Genomic DNA, 17,183 nt, shown 5'->3' on the forward strand with positions numbered 1-17,183 from the left:
GTAAGACTGTTTATGAGAGAGGAGAAATGGAATGGGACGAGCGCTTCTGGTTTGTCTGATCAGTTCCCTTATTTTCACACTCGTGACGCCGAATGCCTTCGGGGAGAGACAATACTCTGGGTGGGATGAATTTGCAAAACAATTCCAGCTTCTAGTTCGTGATGATAAGCATTCATTGGCTGAAAGGCTATTGAATAACCGACTGCCTGAGATGGAAACATATATAAAAGACCAAGCCGAAGAGGTTAGAACGGTATGGGATAAGGTTTCCCCTTCGATCGTCGATGAAGAGATAACGGCTCAAGATGCAGAAGCTTTAAAGAAGTTTATTTCATTCTTGGTGGCATCTGACTCTAAAGAATGGGTGAATCATCAGATTGAAGATATTCAATTACGATCGATGGACTCTAAGACGTCTGCTGAGACTTTAGTGAACGAATGGGACGAGCTTAGCCCTTATGTGGCTGCTTTCGTAGAAGAAGAGGAGCTGCTGCCCTTGAAAGTGGCTTTTTCTCAATTAGGGCAGCATGATACTATGCAAACGAGGGATCATGTTGTTCAAAGTCTGCCCATTCTAGAACAAGACTGGCAATTCAAGGATAGTGCGTTATTGTTTACGGTCATCATTATAGGTGGTACGATTGTGTTCACACTTTTCTATGTCGCATTGCGAAGGTTTATAGCTAACCGAAAAAGTGGGCACAAGAGAAGCGAAAATAGTTGATTTTTTCGGTTAATTTGACTAAAATTGACCTAAGTAAGTCATCTACATCCAAGACGGAGGAATGAATTATGGAATTTCTGATTTACTTTGCGTTGATCTTAATTATTCCAATTTGGGCTCAATCCAAAGTGAAAAAGACGTATAAAAAATATTCAAAAGAACCTATCTCATCTGCTATGAGTGGTGCTGAGGTAGCTAGAAAAATCTTAGATGATAACGGATTGTACAATGTAGCAGTGGAAGAAGTTCGTGGTCACTTAACGGACCACTATGACCCTCGTTCTAAAGTGATTCGTCTGTCTTCAGACAACTTCCACGGACGTTCGGCTGCAGGGGCAGCAGTTGCTGCGCACGAAGTCGGACACGCCATTCAGGATGCTCAGGACTATGCCTTCCTGAAATTCCGCAGCGCGCTTGTTCCGGTTGCAAGCTTCGGTTCGAACGCTTCAATCTTCTTGATTATCGGAGGATTGTTACTGAATATGACCGGTCTTTATTTAGCTGGTGTCGTATTCTTCACAGCAGCTGTATTGTTCCAGCTTGTTACACTTCCAGTTGAGTTTGATGCATCGAACCGTGCCATGGGGCAGATGGTTAGCTCCGGCATCATCCGCAATGATGAAGAACGTAAAACGAAGAAAGTACTCAATGCCGCTGCGATGACTTACGTAGCTGCAGCGATTGTAGCTCTACTCGAGCTTCTCCGCTTCGTTCTTATGTTCACAGGCATGGGTGAAGAATAATAGCGTAGTAAAAAGCCTTCTTAGTTCTCATACTAAGAAGGCTTTTTTGAATGTTTGAGGAATGGTCGTATAGAAAACGATGTTTGAAAAGGTTAATCATCCAGAGGATTTTTGTTCTCGTCCAATGTAAATCCTTCTCCCATAACGTCGTGGACGTGACTAACAGCTACAAATGCATGTGGATCAATTCGGTCTATTAGTGACTTCATACGGACGATCTCGTTTTTGCCGATTACGCAGTACAATACGTCACGCTTGGCACCTGAGAAGGATCCGCGTCCTTCAAGAACGGTGACCCCGCGATCCATTTCTTTCATGACGAGTTTGGCGATCTCATCGCTTCGTTCTGATATGATGGTTGTACCTCTGGCGGCATAGGCTCCTTCCTGGATAAAGTCGATGACCTTAGCCCCGATGAACACGGCGACAAGCGTGTACATCCCTTTGATCGAGTTCAAGTAAGTGATGACGGATATAAAGATGACGACAGCATCAAAAACAAACATCGCACGTCCCATGCTCCAGCCTAGATATTTATTGATCAACCGGGCGATGATATCGACGCCTCCGGTCGTTCCACCGTAACGGAAAATGATTCCAAGTCCTACACCGATGAACACTCCGGCGAATAGGGAAGCGAGAGTCAAGTCGTTGGCCAGGTTGATTTCAATCATGTACATTTGAGAAAGGCGTATGAACACAGATACGGCTACGATGCCGATCAGCGAATATAAAAATGTATTGCGTCCGAGAATACGCCAACCGACCAAAAGGACGGGAATGTTCAGGACGATGTTCATGACTGCTGGGTCCCAGTTGAATAAGTACAATAAGAGCAGCGTAATCCCTGTGAATCCTCCCTCACCGAGCTCGTTTTGAATGTTGAAATGTACGAGACCGAATGAAAAAATGGCAGAGCCAACTAGAATCAGTAAAATATTTTTAACTTTAAGTCCAAAAATTTTCATAAGTACACCTCCAATAAATCTGCACGATTTTAATTATAGGGAAGCTTGTGTCATCCGGCAATGGGAGTTGAACAAATAAATAATTTGTCAAATCACGCCCTTTTGGCTACCATTTAGAGAGATGCTTAAGTTTATTCAAAAGGAGCGGACCTTCATGAATTATTCAACTCAACAAATTCAAAAGCGTGTGGATGATTATATATCGCAGTTTAAGGAGGGCTATTTTTCACCTTTAGCTCTCCAGGTGCGCTTGACAGAAGAAGTCGGAGAAATGGCAAGAGAAATCAACCACAGGTATGGTGAGAAACCGAAGAAATCTAGCGAGCAGGACAAAGCCTTGTCTGAAGAGCTTGGCGATGTGATTTTCGTCCTTACCTGCTTTGCGAATTCGCTGGATATCGATCTGTCAGAAGCATTTGAACAGTCGATGAGCAAAATTGAAACGAGAGATAAAGATCGATGGACAAAAAAGGAGGAGGATGCAAATGGATAAGATCCGCGTAATTGTTGCCGGACCGAGAGGGAAAATGGGGAAGGCCGCATTAGAAATGGTGGCTTCGGATGAACGGTTGGAACTTGCAGCCTGTATCGACCGAAAGCATGAGGGAGAACGCGTCGGCGACATAGATGGGCTTCCATCACTTGATGCTGAAGTATATACAGATGCAGCACGTTGTATGTCCGAAGTAGAGGCGGATGTATTGATTGAACTGACGACTCCGGAGAATGGCTATCTACATACAAAGCTTGCCTTGGAAAATGAAATCCGTCCTGTGGTCGGTACAACCGGGTTTACAGAAGAACAGTTGAATGAACTGACAGCGCTCTGTGAGGAGAAAAAGCTTGGTGCAGTGATTGCACCGAACTTTGCGATAGGAGCCGTATTGATGATGCAGTTCTCGAAATGGGCTGCCAAGCACATGCCACAGGTCGAAATCATTGAAAAACACCATGACCAGAAACTGGACGCCCCGTCTGGAACAGCAGTCAAAACTGCTCAGCTGATCCAAGAAGTGAGGGATAGTCAAAAGCAAGGGCATCCTGAAGAGAAGGAAGCGATTGAAGGAGCTCGGGGAGCTGATGTAGACGGTATGAAAATTCATAGTATGCGCCTGCCTGGCCTCGTGGCTCACCAGGAGGTCATTTTCGGCGGTCTAGGTCAAACGCTTACCATTAAACATGACTCCTACAACCGGGAATCGTTTATGAGCGGCGTAAAGTTGTCCTGTGAAAAAGTGATGGAACTGGATGTTCTAGTATACGGTCTCGAACACCTATTAGAGTAGGGGGAAAAGATATGAATATTGCGTTGATTGCTCACGATGAAAAAAAGAAGGATATGGTCCAATTTGCAACAGCTTATCAGTCCATATTGGAGAAGCATGACTTGTATGCGACAGGAACAACAGGAACGAAAATTTCAGATTCGACGGGATTAAGTGTCCACAAATTCTTGTCCGGACCATTGGGTGGAGATCAGCAGATCGGTTCAAAAATTGCTGAGAATGACATGGACGTCATTATATTTTTCCGTGATCCGCTGACAGCGCAGCCTCACGAACCGGACATCAGTGCGCTTATGCGTCTGTGTGATGTCCACCAAATCCCGCTGGCAACGAACCTTGCCGGAGCTGAAATTCTCATCCGTGCGCTCGACCGCGGTGACTTTGAATGGAGAAGTATAGTGAAAGAAAAGAAAGATCAGGAGTGAATGGAATGGCTAAAATAGGAATTACCTGCTACCCCACAGTCGGGGGATCAGGTGTAATTGCAACAGAGCTAGGGAAACTGTTGGCAGAAAAAGGGCACGAAATTCATTTTATTGCAGCACAGGTCCCTTTCAGGCTGAATCGTGTATACCCTAATATTTATTATCATGAGGTGGAAGTCAGTAACTACCCGGTCTTCCAACACCCGCCTTACGATTTAGCTCTTGCAAATAAAATGGCTGAAGTCATCAACCGCGAAGAACTCGACATCCTTCATGTGCATTATGCGATGCCACATGCCATTTGTGCTATTTTAGCGAAGCAGATGTGTAACCGTGATGTAAAAATCGTCACGACTCTTCATGGTACCGATATAACCGTGCTCGGCATCGACACGAGTCTTAAACAGATGATCAAGTTTGGCATTGAACAATCGGACCGGGTTACGGCCGTTTCCAAAAGTCTCGTCCACCAAACGAGAGACATGCTGGATACGACAAAAGATATTGATGTCATTTATAATTTTGTAGATGAGCGTGAGTATTACAAGAAGGATACTCAATCGTTGAAAAAAGATTATGAGATTGATGACGATGAGAAGGTCCTCATACACATTTCGAATTTCAGGAAAGTTAAACGAGTGCAGGATGTGATTTATTCCTTCTCTCTAATCGAGAAAGAAGTACCGTCTAAGCTATTATTAGTAGGAGACGGACCAGAGTACTCTGAATGCAGGCAACTCGTACAAAATCTTGAATTAGAAGACAAGGTGCTTTTCCTAGGCAAGCAGGACAACGTCAGTGACCTTCTCTCCATAGCTGATTTGAAGCTTCTCCTTTCCGAAAAGGAAAGCTTTGGTCTGGTATTGCTCGAGGCTATGGCGTGCGGTGTGCCTTGTATTGGTACGAATATCGGCGGAATTCCGGAAGTGATCGACCATGATGAGACGGGGTATATTGCTGAACTCGGTAATGTCGAGCAGATTGCGTACTATGCTGTGAAAATGCTTCAGGATGATGAGCGAATGAAGAATATGTCCGCCCAGGCGAGGAAAACGGTGTGCGAAAAATTTTCTTCAGATGCGATACTGAGTCAGTATGAAGACTTGTATGAACAGGTGAGCGATCGTGAATCTTTTTGAAGAAGCGTTTGAAGTCATTGAACGGATAGAAGAAGCCGGAGGTGAGGCTTATATCGTCGGTGGAGCCGTACGGGACTTACTGACAGGCCGTGCCATCGGAGATATCGACATCGCAACGTCGCTTACGCCAGGTGACGTACAGAATACCTTTGAAAAAGTGATTCCGGTCGGCATCGAACATGGTACCGTCATCGTCAGACATAAGGGAACGTCGTTTGAAGTTACAACATTCCGCACTGAAGAAGGCTATGAGGATTTCAGACACCCGGATGAGGTGACATTTGTATCTGACATTAAAGAAGACTTGGCGCGCCGGGATTTCACGATGAATGCGATTGCAATGGACCGACAACAGAATATCATCGACCCTTTCCGTGGGAAAGAGGCGATCGAGCAAAAGTTGATCCAGGCCGTAGGAGAGCCGGATGAGCGATTTCGTGAAGATCCGCTCCGTATGATCCGCGCCGCCCGATTTGCAAGTAAGCTCGGGTACAGCCTTGAACCATCCACCCAGGAGGCACTGGCAAAGCAGGCCCCTCTGCTTCGTCACATTGCGGTAGAGAGGATTTCCGTTGAATTCTTGAAACTCCTGGCAGGTGATCAATTCCAAAACGGACTGGAAATCTTGGTTGAGACGAACTTGATTCATGAGCTGCCCGTATTACGGGAGGGGTTCATGTTGGATCAGCACACGCCTTCCCTTTCCCTACAAACGTGGCCTGAAACCATTGTCTTTTTCTTGAAAAAGGGCTTTGGCGACAGTGTTCAGGATTGGGTGAAATCATGGAAACTTTCGAATCAAATTCGTCGGAACAGTGAGCACCTCTACGAAATGACAGCGTTGCTCGAACGAGATGGAAAGGTCACCCCTTGGCTTGCTTATCAATTGAAGGACGACTGTCTGGATGCCTTTTCGAGAATTGTGATTGCTTCAGGGAAGGTAGAACAAGGCACACTCGAAGCAATAAGAAATGAAAAATCTCTGCTTCCCATTCGATCAAGGAAGGATTTGGTATTTTCAAGTACCGATTTAATCAATCTATTTCCTGATCGACAAAAAGGTCCTTGGATTGGAGAGGGACTCCTCGAGATTGAGAGAGCGGTTGTACAAGGTTCGGTTGACAACGACCATGATCAAATAAAGAAATGGGTGCAGCAATGGAATCTACACGGAAAAGACTAATTGATTTATTGGAGAAGCAGGAAGAACATATTTCCGGCCAGCAGCTGTCTGAACAGCTGGACATTTCAAGGACAGCGGTTTGGAAGCATATGAAGGAACTGAGGAAAGACGGCTATGAGATTGAAGCGGTGCAACGGAAAGGCTATAAAATCGTTTCATCTCCTGACAAAGTGAGTGAGAATACGCTCCGCTGGGGGCTCGACACGCATTGGATCGGTTGTGAGCTGCATCACTTCAGTCAAGTGGAATCAACGCAGGATATCGTCCATCGGTTAGCGAAGGAGAACAAGCCGCACGGAACTGTCGTCATCGCTGATGAACAACTGAAAGGGAAAGGGAGAATGGCTCGGGAGTGGCACTCACCTGAGGGAAAAGGGATCTGGATGAGTCTATTGCTGAGACCGACGCTTCCGCCCGTTCAGGCGCCGCAGTTAACTCTTTTGACGGCTACTGTACTTGCAAAAGTCATCGACGAGTGCTCTGAGCTTTCACCGGCTATCAAGTGGCCGAACGACATTTTAATTCATCATAAGAAAGTATCCGGCATTCTGACCGAAATGCAGGCTGAACAGGACCAGATCCAGTATGTTGTGCTTGGTATTGGAATGAATGTCAATCAAAATGAAGACGAAATCCCTTCATCGATTGCCCATAAAGCGTCTTCTCTGAAGCTTGAATCGGGTGACGAATGGGATATCCCCAAAACCATACAAACGATTCTACGGACGTTTGAGACTACATACGACGCGTTTATCAAGTCTGGTTTTGAGCAGGTTAAATATGAATGGGAACGGTACGGCTACCGGATTGGAGAGAAAGTCACCATTTCGACGATGAAACGTACCTTTGAAGCAGTTCTCATCGGGATTGAACCGGACGGAGCTCTTCGTGCACGAGATATGGACGGGAAAGTTGAGAAATTGTATTCCGCTGAAATTCACTGGGGAGAAGGAGGATACCATGCTTAATACGAATTCACTTAGGCAAATGAAAGAACGTGGAGAGAAGATTGCAATGATTACGAGTTATGACTATCCATCTGCCAAAATGGCTGAACAGGCAGAAGCAGACATGATCCTGGTAGGAGACAGTCTTGGGATGACGGTGCTCGGGTATGACTCCACCATACCGGTCACGATTGAGGACATGGTTCATCACGGTAAAGCTGTCACAAGAGGGGCTCCCGATACGTTCAAGGTCGTCGATATGCCATTCATGAGTTATCACATATCTCTAGAGGACTCCATGAAAAATGCACGAATCCTTTTCCAAGATACAGGCGCGCAGGCGCTTAAGGTGGAAGGAAGCGGTGAGGTTCTCTTGACGATTGAGCGACTTGTTGCTGCTGGTATTCCAGTTGTCGGCCACATCGGCCTTACCCCTCAGTCCGTCAACGTCCTCGGGGGATACAAAGTCCAAGGCAAAGATAAAGAAACAGCCGAGCGACTTCTGGATGAAGCCCGGCAGATCGAAGCGGCAGGTGCGATGGCAATCGTATTAGAGTGCGTTCCAAGGCAGTTGGCTGAGTTGATCTCATCAAAGCTTACGATTCCGACCATCGGGATCGGAGCGGGTGTAGAATGTGACGGCCAAGTGCTAGTCTATCACGACATTTTAAAATACGGTGTAGAACGGCTTCCGAAGTTCGTAAAGAGCTATTTCGATGCGAATGAAGCCTTGGGTGAGGCTGTCACCTCTTATGTTAAAGAAGTGAAAACAAAAGAATTTCCAGAAGAAATGCACACCTTCACGATGGATACAGAAGGGCTGCCAAAGGAGTAAGGAGCACTTATGAACGTTTTCGATTCAATTGCACAAGTTCAGGAACAAACAACGAAGTGGGTCAGGGAAGGAAAAACCATCGGCTTTGTACCCACGATGGGATACCTTCATGAGGGGCATGAACGCTTAATGGAAGAAGCGAGGAAAGAGAATGACAAAGTGATCCTCAGTATTTTCGTCAATCCTCTTCAATTCGGGGAAAATGAAGATTTGGATCAGTACCCGCGCGACCACGATCATGATGTGTCTGTCGCGGAGAAATACGGTGTCGATCTCGTCTTTCTTCCGACCGAAGATACGATGTACCCCGCCCCGTTAACCTTGAATATATCGGTTGTTAGGCGTGCTGACGTACTATGTGGAAGAAGCCGTCCCGGTCATTTCGAAGGCGTTGTGACGGTTCTCACCAAGCTGTTCAATATCTGTCAGCCTACAAGAGCTTATTTCGGCATGAAAGATGCCCAGCAAGTAGCGGTCGTTGATGGACTGATCCAGGACTTCAATTTTCCGGTTCAATTAGTACGCGTTCCGACCGTGCGAGAAGCTGATGGACTGGCCAAGAGCAGCCGTAATGTTAACTTATCTCATTCGGAACGAGAAGAAGCGCCTTCCATTCAAGCGGCTTTGTCACATGCCACGGATCTTGTGAGAAAAGGGGAGCGGAACCCTGAAGAGATCATCCAATCTGTAAGAGAGTTTCTTGACAGCCGAACTCGTGGTAAAATAGACTATATTGAGCTACTGTCTTATCCTGAACTAGAGCCCGTCCACTCCATCGACCAGACCGTCATTTTGGCCGTTGCCGTTTACTACGAGAAAGCAAGGCTTATTGACAACGTCGTGATGGGAAAAGACGGTGTGTCTGAACTCAGGTAAAGCAAGGAGGAAATCGAATGTTCCGCACCATGATGAAAGCGAAAATTCACCGTGCCCGTGTGACAGAAGCCAACTTAAACTACGTTGGCAGTGTAACGATCGATCAAAACATTCTGGACGAGGTAGGGATACTGCCTCACGAAAAAGTTCAGATCGTAAACAATAATAATGGAGCACGTCTCGAGACGTACGTCATTGCAGGAGAGAGAGGGAGTGGAGTGGTCTGCTTAAACGGCGCTGCTGCACGCCTTGTTCAACCAGAAGATATTGTCATTATTGTTTCTTATGCTATGTTGAACGAGGAAGAGCTCTCTCAATTCAAGCCGAAAATTGCTCTGATGGGCGAGGGCAATAAGATTGAAGAAATCATTGAGGAAGAACCGCCATTGACTGCGCTTCCTTATTCATTGCAGAAGTAACACCTAAAGGGTCTCTGCCTCTTCTTATTGGCAGGGTCCTTACTTTTTGAAAGCTGGACTTTTTCGAACGTTCGGAAAGAGGGATATCATGACAACATTTGCGATTGTGGATCTGGAAACAACGGGAAATGCATCATCAAAAGGGGACCGAATGATCGAAATCGGCATTGTCCTCATGAAAGAAGACGGTACAGTATTGAAAGAATTCTCATCACTCGTCTATCCTGAGAGAGAGATTCCACCCTTCATCTCGTCTCTAACAGGGATTGAAGATGATGATGTGCTTGATGCTCCTTTGTTTTCTGAAATCGTCGAAGAGGTTTATTCCATGGTAAAAAACAGCTGCATTGTAGCGCATAATATCGAATTCGATCTCGGATTTTTGAACCATGAGTTGAACCAAGCAGGGTATCCATCCTTACATACTCAAATCATGGATACGGTCGAACTATCTAGAATCCTGCTTCCAATGTCTCCTTCCTTTAAGCTTGGTCACCTTTCTGAGTATTTAGGAATGGGGCACGACCGTCCGCACAGGGCATTGTCTGATGCTCAGGCAACGAGTGATCTCCTGGTTTACTTATTAAAAAGGTTACACGAGCTTCCCGAACGGACGTTAGAATATCTATTAAGGATTGAACCGAAGTTAAAGAGCGGACTCCGACCGTTTATACAAGCTGGTATAGAAGCCAAGAGGTATCAAAGCACGCCTTCCTCACAAGATTATGAATTGTGGCACGGCATCCCTGTGAAAAAGGTGGACCGGTCACAAATTGATGTACCGGATCACCTGTCGCCATTTTCAGAATGGCTGGATGGTGTTTACGATTCCGAAGACGGGCTCTCAAGTGTGATGGATCGTTATGAAATGCGTAAGGGTCAGAAAGAGATGAGCGAAGATACGTATCATGCTTTGATGGAAGAACGACATGCACTCATTGAAGCAGGGGCGGGTACAGGGAAGTCGATCGCTTATTTGCTTTCAGCGATTTTTGCGTCGATGAAAAAGAAGGAACGCATTTTGATTACGACTCATACGACAGCCCTGCAGAAGCAGCTGCTTGAAGAGGAGATTCCAAGAATTGAGAAACTGTTTCCCCGTCCTGTTCAAGCTGTGTTGTACAAAGGAAAATCACACTATATCAGTCTTGTGCACTTTCGATATGAGCTGGACCAATCGGATAGGGATAACTATGATATTTCCCTAACAAAGGCCACAATCCTCGTTTGGTTAACAGAGACGACTACAGGGGATGTTGATGAAATACAGCTCCCATCAAATGGGCGGCAGTTCTGGCATAAAGTATCTTCCGAGCAGTCTACAAAAGTTGTTCATTTAGATGGTGGGGAAGCCTCTTTCTACGATTGGGCTCGCAAGAAAGCGGAAGGTTCCGATATTATGATTACAAACCATGCGCTATTCAGCTTGGATTTGATTTCAGATGAAGAACGGCTTCCTACGTATGATCGTGTCATCATTGATGAAGCCCATCACCTTGAAGCTGTCACGACACGCTATTTTGGTGTGCAGTTCAACTACAGAGATTTGCAAAGGCAGCTCAGTCAATTGTCTGAGCTGTACCAAAGACCGGCCTATGCACGATTCTCTCTGCCGGAGGAGTTTTATAAAGAAGCGGCTGCTTGTCAGAAGCTGGTGGATCAGGCGAAGGAAGAGTTAAATCAGTGGTCCCGCTATATGTTTCAACAATTGAAACGGACCCATCGGCGTAAGCGTAACGCGAAAAGCGATATCGGCAGGATCCAATACAGCCTTTCCGCATCGGATCCATTGTTTCAAAATGCCAAAGAAATGTGCTTCCGATTCTTATCAGAGATTCGGACGCTGGCGTATCGGATGGAACGGATGCATAACCACCTGGCATTAACGACAAAACTGATGGATGACCCATCCCTTCAAGTATTGTTATCCCGTTTAGAAAGCCGTATCGAGTTCTGCAGACAAACCATCAAGCGACTTGATCAATATTTCTCAGGCAGCGATGAGATGGCAAAATGGATTGAAATTGAAGGGGGCGGTGCCTCCAATGCCGTGTACCTGTTCAGCGAGCCGCTGGATGTAACAGGGACCCTGCAGAAAAAGCTGTTTGAACAGAAGAAAAGCGTCATACTAACCAGTGCTACGCTTTCTACTAACCAGAGCTTTACTTATATTAAAAAGACTCTGGGTCTACAGGGAGATGACCGTCTACTGGAAAAGACCATTTCTTCCCCCTATGACTTTGATCAGCAGGTCCGTCTGATGATCCCATCAGACTTCCCGAATATCAAAGAGCAACCAGAGGAGTATATAGACGCCCTTAGTGAAGCGATCTATTCGATGGCCTACGTGACAAAAGGGCGGATGCTTGTCCTATTCACGTCCTATGACATGCTGCGCAAGACGTATGAATTGTTGAAGGAATTCATTGACCCGGAAGAATTCATGATTTTTGCACAAGGCATCACAAGTGGCAGTCGCGATCGTCTGAAGAAAAACTTCCAATCATTTGATCAAGCTATTTTGCTCGGTACAAGCTCGTTTTGGGAGGGTGTTGACATACCCGGGGATGATCTATCGTGCCTCGTCATGGTCAGGCTGCCATTTCAGCCTCCTGAGCAGCCTCTTCAGTCGATGCAGAACCAGCACCTTAAAGAAGAAGGGAAGAATCCATTTATGGAGCGCTCTCTTCCTCATGCGATATTAAGGTTTAAGCAAGGCTTTGGGCGATTGATCCGATCGGCAACAGACCGTGGTGTTGTGTTCGTATGTGATCAAAGGATCATGGAGGCAAGGTATGGAAAGTATTTCATTTCCTCTATTCCGAAAGTGCCGATTTCATACAAATCTACAAGGGAATTGATGAATGAAATGGAAGATTGGATTTGAGCTATGATTTCAATCAACTTCTTCTCTGTAAACTGTTATAATGTAGAGCGAAGCGAACCTGCTCGTTATCTTGGGAGGGACAGTCATGTCAAATAAAATGGAAACATTATCAACCGTCCGAATTCAAAAGACGGATGATTTATACAAATTAGTGGACACGTTAAACCGCACATTGAAAGATCAAGACTTAATGTTTGGAATGGCATTGGATGAGGATGACGATGAAACGGCAGTCTTCACGATTTACCGTACCTGACTGGGCGAAGTGGACGCTGCTCTCAGGACTGATCCTCTTCCTAATCTGTGCGGCACTCAGCATTTGGATGTATATTGACGTTCGAAATGATGTAACGAGTGAACATGATGAGGCAAAAGCGATTGCACTGAAAGAAACCGAACTTTCTTCTGTTGAAGACGTCACCGTTTATCATGGAGACCGGGCGGTACATATTCTTCAAGGTCTTTTCGAAGATGGGGAGAAGGGACTTGTCTTTGTACAAGTGGAAGACGAGGAAGTGCTGGATGTATCCTTGCAGACAGAAACCGAATTTCTGAGCCTTGATGAAATGAAAGACCAGTGGCGCAGCTCGTGTGGGGGTTGTTCTTTTAAAAAAATTTCGTATGCTTATGAAGAAGGGCAGCCTGTCTTTGAATTGATTTACATTGACCGGGAGAGCCGCTATGTTTTTGACTACTACACACTAAGTGGAGAATCGTTCGATCAACGATTTGCATTTAAACAGAACTTGTAGAGGAGTGACTTGAATGGAATTAGCAAAGCGTGTACAATCCTTAACGCCATCTAGTACGTTGGCCATCACAGCGAAGGCAAAAGCCCTGAAGGCGGAAGGCCATGATGTGATTGGACTTGGGGCAGGAGAACCCGACTTCAATACCCCTGAATACATTTTGAATGCTGCCAAGAGAGCAATGGACGAAGGGTTGACGAAGTATACTCCTGCTGGTGGAGTCCCGGAACTTAAGAATGCCATTACGGCAAAGCTCCAGCGTGACCAGAACTTGAACTATACAAATGAGCAGATCATAGTGACAACAGGTGCCAAGCATGCCCTGTTCACGTTGTTCCAGGTTCTGTTGAACGAGGGCGACGAAGTGATCGTACCAGCTCCTTACTGGGTAAGTTACCCGGAACAGATCAAACTGGCGGAAGGACAGCCCGTTATCGTCAACGCCGAAGAATCCAATCAGTTCAAAATCACACCAGAACAGCTCGAAAAAGCGGTGACGTCTAAAACAAAAGCTGTCATCATCAATTCACCGAGTAATCCGACCGGTATGATGTATTCAAAAGAAGAGTTACAGGCCATCGGAGAAGTATGTGAAAAGCATGACCTGTTGATTGTATCTGATGAAATTTATGAGAAGCTGATCTATACTGAAGAACAGCATGTATCCATCGCTGAGCTTTCGGATAGCTTGTATGACCGGACGGTGATCATTAACGGTGTCTCCAAGTCGCACTCTATGACAGGGTGGAGAATCGGGTTTGCTGCAGGTCGTAAAGACATCATTAAAGCGATGTCGAACATGGCATCCCATTCAACTTCCAACCCGACTAGCATCGCCCAATACGCAGCATTAGCTGCCTATACCGGTGATGAATCTGCGGTGGAAGAAATGCGCGAAGCGTTCAGTGAGAGACTGGATGCTCTTCACGGATGGTTGACAGAAATTCCAGGTGTGGAATGTGAAAAACCTTCCGGTGCCTTTTATCTCTTCCCAAATGTTCAGAAAGCCGCTGAGTCTTGTGGATTCAAAGGTGTAGATGAATGGGTGAAAGCTCTATTGGATGAAGAGAAGGTCGCACTGGTTCCAGGTTCTGGTTTCGGATCTCCGGAAAACGTACGCTTATCGTACGCGACATCGCTCGATCAATTACAACAAGCCGCAGAGCGCATCAAGCGTTTTGTGAAGAATCATCAATCTTAAATAGTTATTTTGTTGGAGGTATTACTGTGAAAACAACGATTTCTCAAGTTTCAAAACATGTAGGTGAAGAAGTCACGATCGGAGCGTGGCTTGCAAATAAACGTTCAAGCGGAAAGATCGCTTTCCTGCAACTGCGTGATGGTACAGGATTCATGCAGGGAATTGTCGTGAAGGCAGATATCGGGGAAGAGAAATTCCAAGAAGCAAAAGCTCTTACGCAGGAATCTTCTCTATACGTCACGGGTACAATTGTTGAAGATACCCGTTCACCGTTAGGGTTCGAAATGCAAGTATCGGATTTTGAAATCATTCATGAGGCGGTGGATTACCCAATCACGCCAAAAGAACACGGAACAGAATTCTTAATGGATCACCGTCACCTGTGGTTGCGTTCGAAGCGCCAGCACGCCGTGATGAAAGTTCGTAACGAAATCATCCGTGCAACGTACGAATTCTTCAATGACAATGGATATGTTAAAGTTGATCCGCCAATTCTGACTGGTTCATCAGCAGAAGGAACAACAGAACTGTTCCATACGAAGTACTTCGATGAGGATGCCTATCTTTCCCAAAGTGGTCAGCTTTATATGGAAGCCGCCGCTATGGCATTCGGTAAAGTCTTCAGCTTCGGTCCGACATTCAGAGCTGAGAAGTCCAAAACTCGCAGACACTTAATTGAGTTTTGGATGATTGAGCCTGAGATGGCGTTTATGGACCATGAGGAGAGCCTTGAAGTGCAGGAACAGTACGTCTCTCATGTCGTACAGTCGGTCCTTCAAAACTGTAAAATCGAGCTTGATGCGCTTGGTCGTGACACGAAAGCCTTGGAGAACATTAAGGCACCGTTCCCGAGAATCAGTTATGATGATGCGATTCAACTTGTGAAGGAAAAAGGGTTCGACGATATCGAATGGGGAGAAGATTTCGGTGCTCCACATGAAACGGCAATTGCCGAGGCGTTTGATAAGCCTGTGTTTATCACGAATTATCCGGCTGAGATCAAAGCCTTCTATATGAAGCCTGATCCTAATCGTCCTGAAGTTGTATTATGTGCCGACTTGATTGCACCTGAAGGGTATGGGGAAATCATCGGAGGTTCTCAACGAATTGACGACCTGGAATTGATGAAGCAGCGCTATGAGGAACATGATCTGACAGGAGATGCCTATAAGTGGTACCTGCAACTTAGAGAATACGGCAGTGTGCCGCATTCAGGATTCGGACTGGGACTTGAGCGTACGGTCGCTTGGATCTCAGGTGTAGAGCACGTGCGTGAGACGATTCCATTCCCACGCCTGTTAAACCGACTTTACCCTTAAGAATCACACACATGGAGGATGGAACACCGATGGATCGTCATTGACGTCATCGGTGTTTTTTCACGAACAACAACAGGAAATGAGGGGAAGAGAATGGGCAGATATCAAAGCTACCAACAAATGATGGATAACCAATTGACGATTCCCGGGGAATTGTTGACGAAATACGTGTCGCTTGGAATCGCGGAGCAGGAACTTGTTTTGATTTTACAAATCCATCGATTCAGAAGCAAGGGGAATTCTTTCCCGACACCAGAAGAACTTGCAGAGCACGTCAGCCTGACAAGCCAGCAATGTTCACAAATTCTGAGAAGGCTTATTCAAAAGCAGTTCCTTACCATTGAACAAAAGAAGAACGAGCAGCAGATCATCAATGAAACCTATTCGTTAGAGCCTCTCTGGGAGAAGTTGTTCCAGGAAAAGCCGAAAACGCAGGAACCGAACTATGATGAAAACATCTTTCCTCTTTTTGAACAGGAGTTCGGAAGACCATTATCACCTTTTGAAATCGAGACGATCAGTATTTGGCTTGATGAGGACGAGCAGTCTCCCGCGCTGATCAAGGCTGCCTTACGAGAAGCGGTCCTGATGGGCAAGCTGAACTTTAAATACATCGACCGGATTTTGAGGGAGTGGTCTAAAAAAGGGGTACGCACAGTCGAACAGGCGAGAGAGCACGGTAAACAGTTTAGACAGCAGGGATCTCAGCCTAAGAAGACACCGACCAGTGAAAAGCGGGATGTCTCCCTTTACTACAATTGGTTGGAAGAAGATTGAACCGATAGGGGGAGAGCGAATTGTTAAATAAAAAACAAATCCAGTACTGCCTTGATGTATTTGAAGAAATGTTTCCAGATGCCGATTGCGAATTGAACCATAGCAATCCCTTTGAACTGCTTGTAGCCGTCGTATTATCCGCTCAAGCAACAGACGCCCTCGTCAACAAAGTGACGCCGGGTTTGTTCGAGAAGTATAAAAGCCCCTATGACTATATGGATGTTCCCTTAGAAGAGCTTCAACAGGATATCAAGCGAATCGGGCTTTATCGTAACAAAGCGAAGAATATCCAGAAGCTGTCGAAAACGATCATCGAAGAATTCGATGGCCAAGTTCCTCAAACGAAGCAAGAGCTGGAAAGCCTTGCAGGTGTAGGGCGGAAGACGGCCAATGTCGTTGCCTCTGTTGCTTTTGGAGAGCCGGCGATTGCCGTTGATACACATGTGGAGCGGGTTTCCAAGAGGCTCGGGATCTGCAGGTGGAAGGACTCTGTGTTAGAGGTTGAAAAAACTTTGATGAGAAAAGTTCCCGAAGACCAATGGAGCGTCACTCATCATCGGATGATTTTTTTCGGACGGTATCACTGTAAAGCCCAAAGACCAGAATGTGAAGAATGTCCACTATTGACTTTATGCCGAGAAGGTCAGAAACGAATGAAGAAAAGAGAAAAAGTGAAATAAAAAAGCGTGACCAGCTGATAGCTGG

19 protein-coding genes are annotated in these 17,183 nt (G+C 45.8%); 18 read left to right on the forward strand and 1 reads right to left on the reverse strand.

Going from position 1 to position 17,183, the window contains the following annotated elements; translation table 11 throughout:
* Positions 1 to 31 precede the first annotated feature (31 nt).
* Complete coding sequence (locus LCM20_RS07160) at positions 32 to 724, forward strand: hypothetical protein (protein ID WP_225194742.1); 693 nt, start codon at positions 32 to 34, stop codon at positions 722 to 724.
* 68 nt (positions 725 to 792) lie between these two features.
* Positions 793 to 1,467, forward strand: coding sequence for a zinc metallopeptidase (locus tag LCM20_RS07165; RefSeq protein ID WP_225194743.1), 675 nt, complete (start codon positions 793 to 795; stop codon positions 1,465 to 1,467).
* A gap of 92 nt (positions 1,468 to 1,559) precedes the next feature.
* Here LCM20_RS07165 and LCM20_RS07170 read toward each other — a convergent pair whose 3' ends face one another.
* Positions 1,560 to 2,435 (reverse strand): YitT family protein, encoded by an 876-nt coding sequence (locus LCM20_RS07170; protein ID WP_225194744.1) that lies wholly within the window; start codon positions 2,433 to 2,435, stop codon positions 1,560 to 1,562.
* Between the two features lie 154 nt (positions 2,436 to 2,589).
* On the opposite strand from LCM20_RS07170, the gene LCM20_RS07175 reads away from it, so the two are divergent.
* The 16 genes from LCM20_RS07175 (at position 2,590) to nth (ending at position 17,158) form a co-directional block, all read left to right on the forward strand.
* Positions 2,590 to 2,928, forward strand: coding sequence for a nucleotide pyrophosphohydrolase (locus LCM20_RS07175; protein ID WP_225194745.1), 339 nt, complete (start codon positions 2,590 to 2,592; stop codon positions 2,926 to 2,928).
* Positions 2,921 to 3,721, forward strand: a complete 801-nt coding sequence (gene dapB, locus LCM20_RS07180) for a 4-hydroxy-tetrahydrodipicolinate reductase (protein ID WP_225194746.1) — start codon at positions 2,921 to 2,923, stop codon at positions 3,719 to 3,721. The genes LCM20_RS07175 and dapB overlap by 8 nt, the downstream gene beginning before the upstream one ends.
* An 11-nt stretch (positions 3,722 to 3,732) precedes the next feature.
* Complete coding sequence (gene mgsA, locus LCM20_RS07185; protein WP_225194747.1) at positions 3,733 to 4,146, forward strand: methylglyoxal synthase; 414 nt, start codon at positions 3,733 to 3,735, stop codon at positions 4,144 to 4,146.
* Between the two features lie 5 nt (positions 4,147 to 4,151).
* Positions 4,152 to 5,285 (forward strand): N-acetyl-alpha-D-glucosaminyl L-malate synthase BshA, encoded by a 1,134-nt coding sequence (bshA, locus tag LCM20_RS07190; RefSeq protein ID WP_225194748.1) that lies wholly within the window; start codon positions 4,152 to 4,154, stop codon positions 5,283 to 5,285.
* Positions 5,272 to 6,468 (forward strand): CCA tRNA nucleotidyltransferase, encoded by a 1,197-nt coding sequence (locus LCM20_RS07195; protein WP_225194749.1) that lies wholly within the window; start codon positions 5,272 to 5,274, stop codon positions 6,466 to 6,468. Before bshA ends, LCM20_RS07195 begins: the two co-directional genes overlap by 14 nt.
* Positions 6,444 to 7,436: a biotin--[acetyl-CoA-carboxylase] ligase gene (locus tag LCM20_RS07200; RefSeq protein ID WP_225194750.1), complete on the forward strand. Its 993-nt coding sequence runs from the start codon at positions 6,444 to 6,446 to the stop codon at positions 7,434 to 7,436. Before LCM20_RS07195 ends, LCM20_RS07200 begins: the two co-directional genes overlap by 25 nt.
* The gene (gene panB / locus LCM20_RS07205; protein ID WP_225194751.1) at positions 7,429 to 8,250 is read left to right on the forward strand and encodes a 3-methyl-2-oxobutanoate hydroxymethyltransferase; all 822 of its coding nucleotides are present in this window, start codon (positions 7,429 to 7,431) and stop codon (positions 8,248 to 8,250) included. Before LCM20_RS07200 ends, panB begins: the two co-directional genes overlap by 8 nt.
* Before the next feature lie 9 nt (positions 8,251 to 8,259).
* Positions 8,260 to 9,126 (forward strand): pantoate--beta-alanine ligase, encoded by an 867-nt coding sequence (panC, locus tag LCM20_RS07210; RefSeq protein ID WP_225194752.1) that lies wholly within the window; start codon positions 8,260 to 8,262, stop codon positions 9,124 to 9,126.
* Positions 9,127 to 9,143: 17 nt separating this feature from the next.
* Complete coding sequence (gene panD, locus LCM20_RS07215) at positions 9,144 to 9,545, forward strand: aspartate 1-decarboxylase (protein WP_225194753.1); 402 nt, start codon at positions 9,144 to 9,146, stop codon at positions 9,543 to 9,545.
* 88 nt (positions 9,546 to 9,633) lie between these two features.
* A complete protein-coding gene (gene dinG / locus LCM20_RS07220; RefSeq protein ID WP_225194754.1) occupies positions 9,634 to 12,432 on the forward strand; it encodes an ATP-dependent DNA helicase DinG in 2,799 nt (932 codons plus the stop codon).
* An 85-nt stretch (positions 12,433 to 12,517) separates the two neighbouring features.
* Positions 12,518 to 12,688, forward strand: a complete 171-nt coding sequence (locus LCM20_RS07225) for a YpmA family protein (protein ID WP_225194755.1) — start codon at positions 12,518 to 12,520, stop codon at positions 12,686 to 12,688.
* The gene (locus LCM20_RS07230) at positions 12,654 to 13,184 is read left to right on the forward strand and encodes a DUF5590 domain-containing protein (RefSeq protein WP_225194756.1); all 531 of its coding nucleotides are present in this window, start codon (positions 12,654 to 12,656) and stop codon (positions 13,182 to 13,184) included. The genes LCM20_RS07225 and LCM20_RS07230 overlap by 35 nt, the downstream gene beginning before the upstream one ends.
* Positions 13,185 to 13,197: 13 nt before the next feature.
* Positions 13,198 to 14,382: a pyridoxal phosphate-dependent aminotransferase gene (locus tag LCM20_RS07235; protein WP_225194757.1), complete on the forward strand. Its 1,185-nt coding sequence runs from the start codon at positions 13,198 to 13,200 to the stop codon at positions 14,380 to 14,382.
* A gap of 26 nt (positions 14,383 to 14,408) precedes the next feature.
* A complete protein-coding gene (gene asnS / locus LCM20_RS07240) occupies positions 14,409 to 15,701 on the forward strand; it encodes an asparagine--tRNA ligase (RefSeq protein WP_225194758.1) in 1,293 nt (430 codons plus the stop codon).
* A 93-nt stretch (positions 15,702 to 15,794) separates the two neighbouring features.
* On the forward strand, positions 15,795 to 16,478 hold the full coding sequence (locus LCM20_RS07245; RefSeq protein ID WP_225194814.1) for a DnaD domain-containing protein: 684 nt from the start codon (positions 15,795 to 15,797) through the stop codon (positions 16,476 to 16,478).
* Positions 16,479 to 16,498: 20 nt separating this feature from the next.
* Positions 16,499 to 17,158 carry an endonuclease III gene (nth, locus tag LCM20_RS07250; RefSeq protein ID WP_225194759.1) on the forward strand — a complete coding sequence of 220 codons (660 nt, stop codon included), beginning with the start codon at positions 16,499 to 16,501 and terminating at the stop codon, positions 17,156 to 17,158.
* Positions 17,159 to 17,183: the final 25 nt, after the last annotated feature.

Origin of the sequence: Halobacillus litoralis, from assembly GCF_020171725.1 — a bacterium.
Lineage (GTDB): Bacteria > Bacillota > Bacilli > Bacillales > Halobacillaceae > Halobacillus > Halobacillus litoralis_F.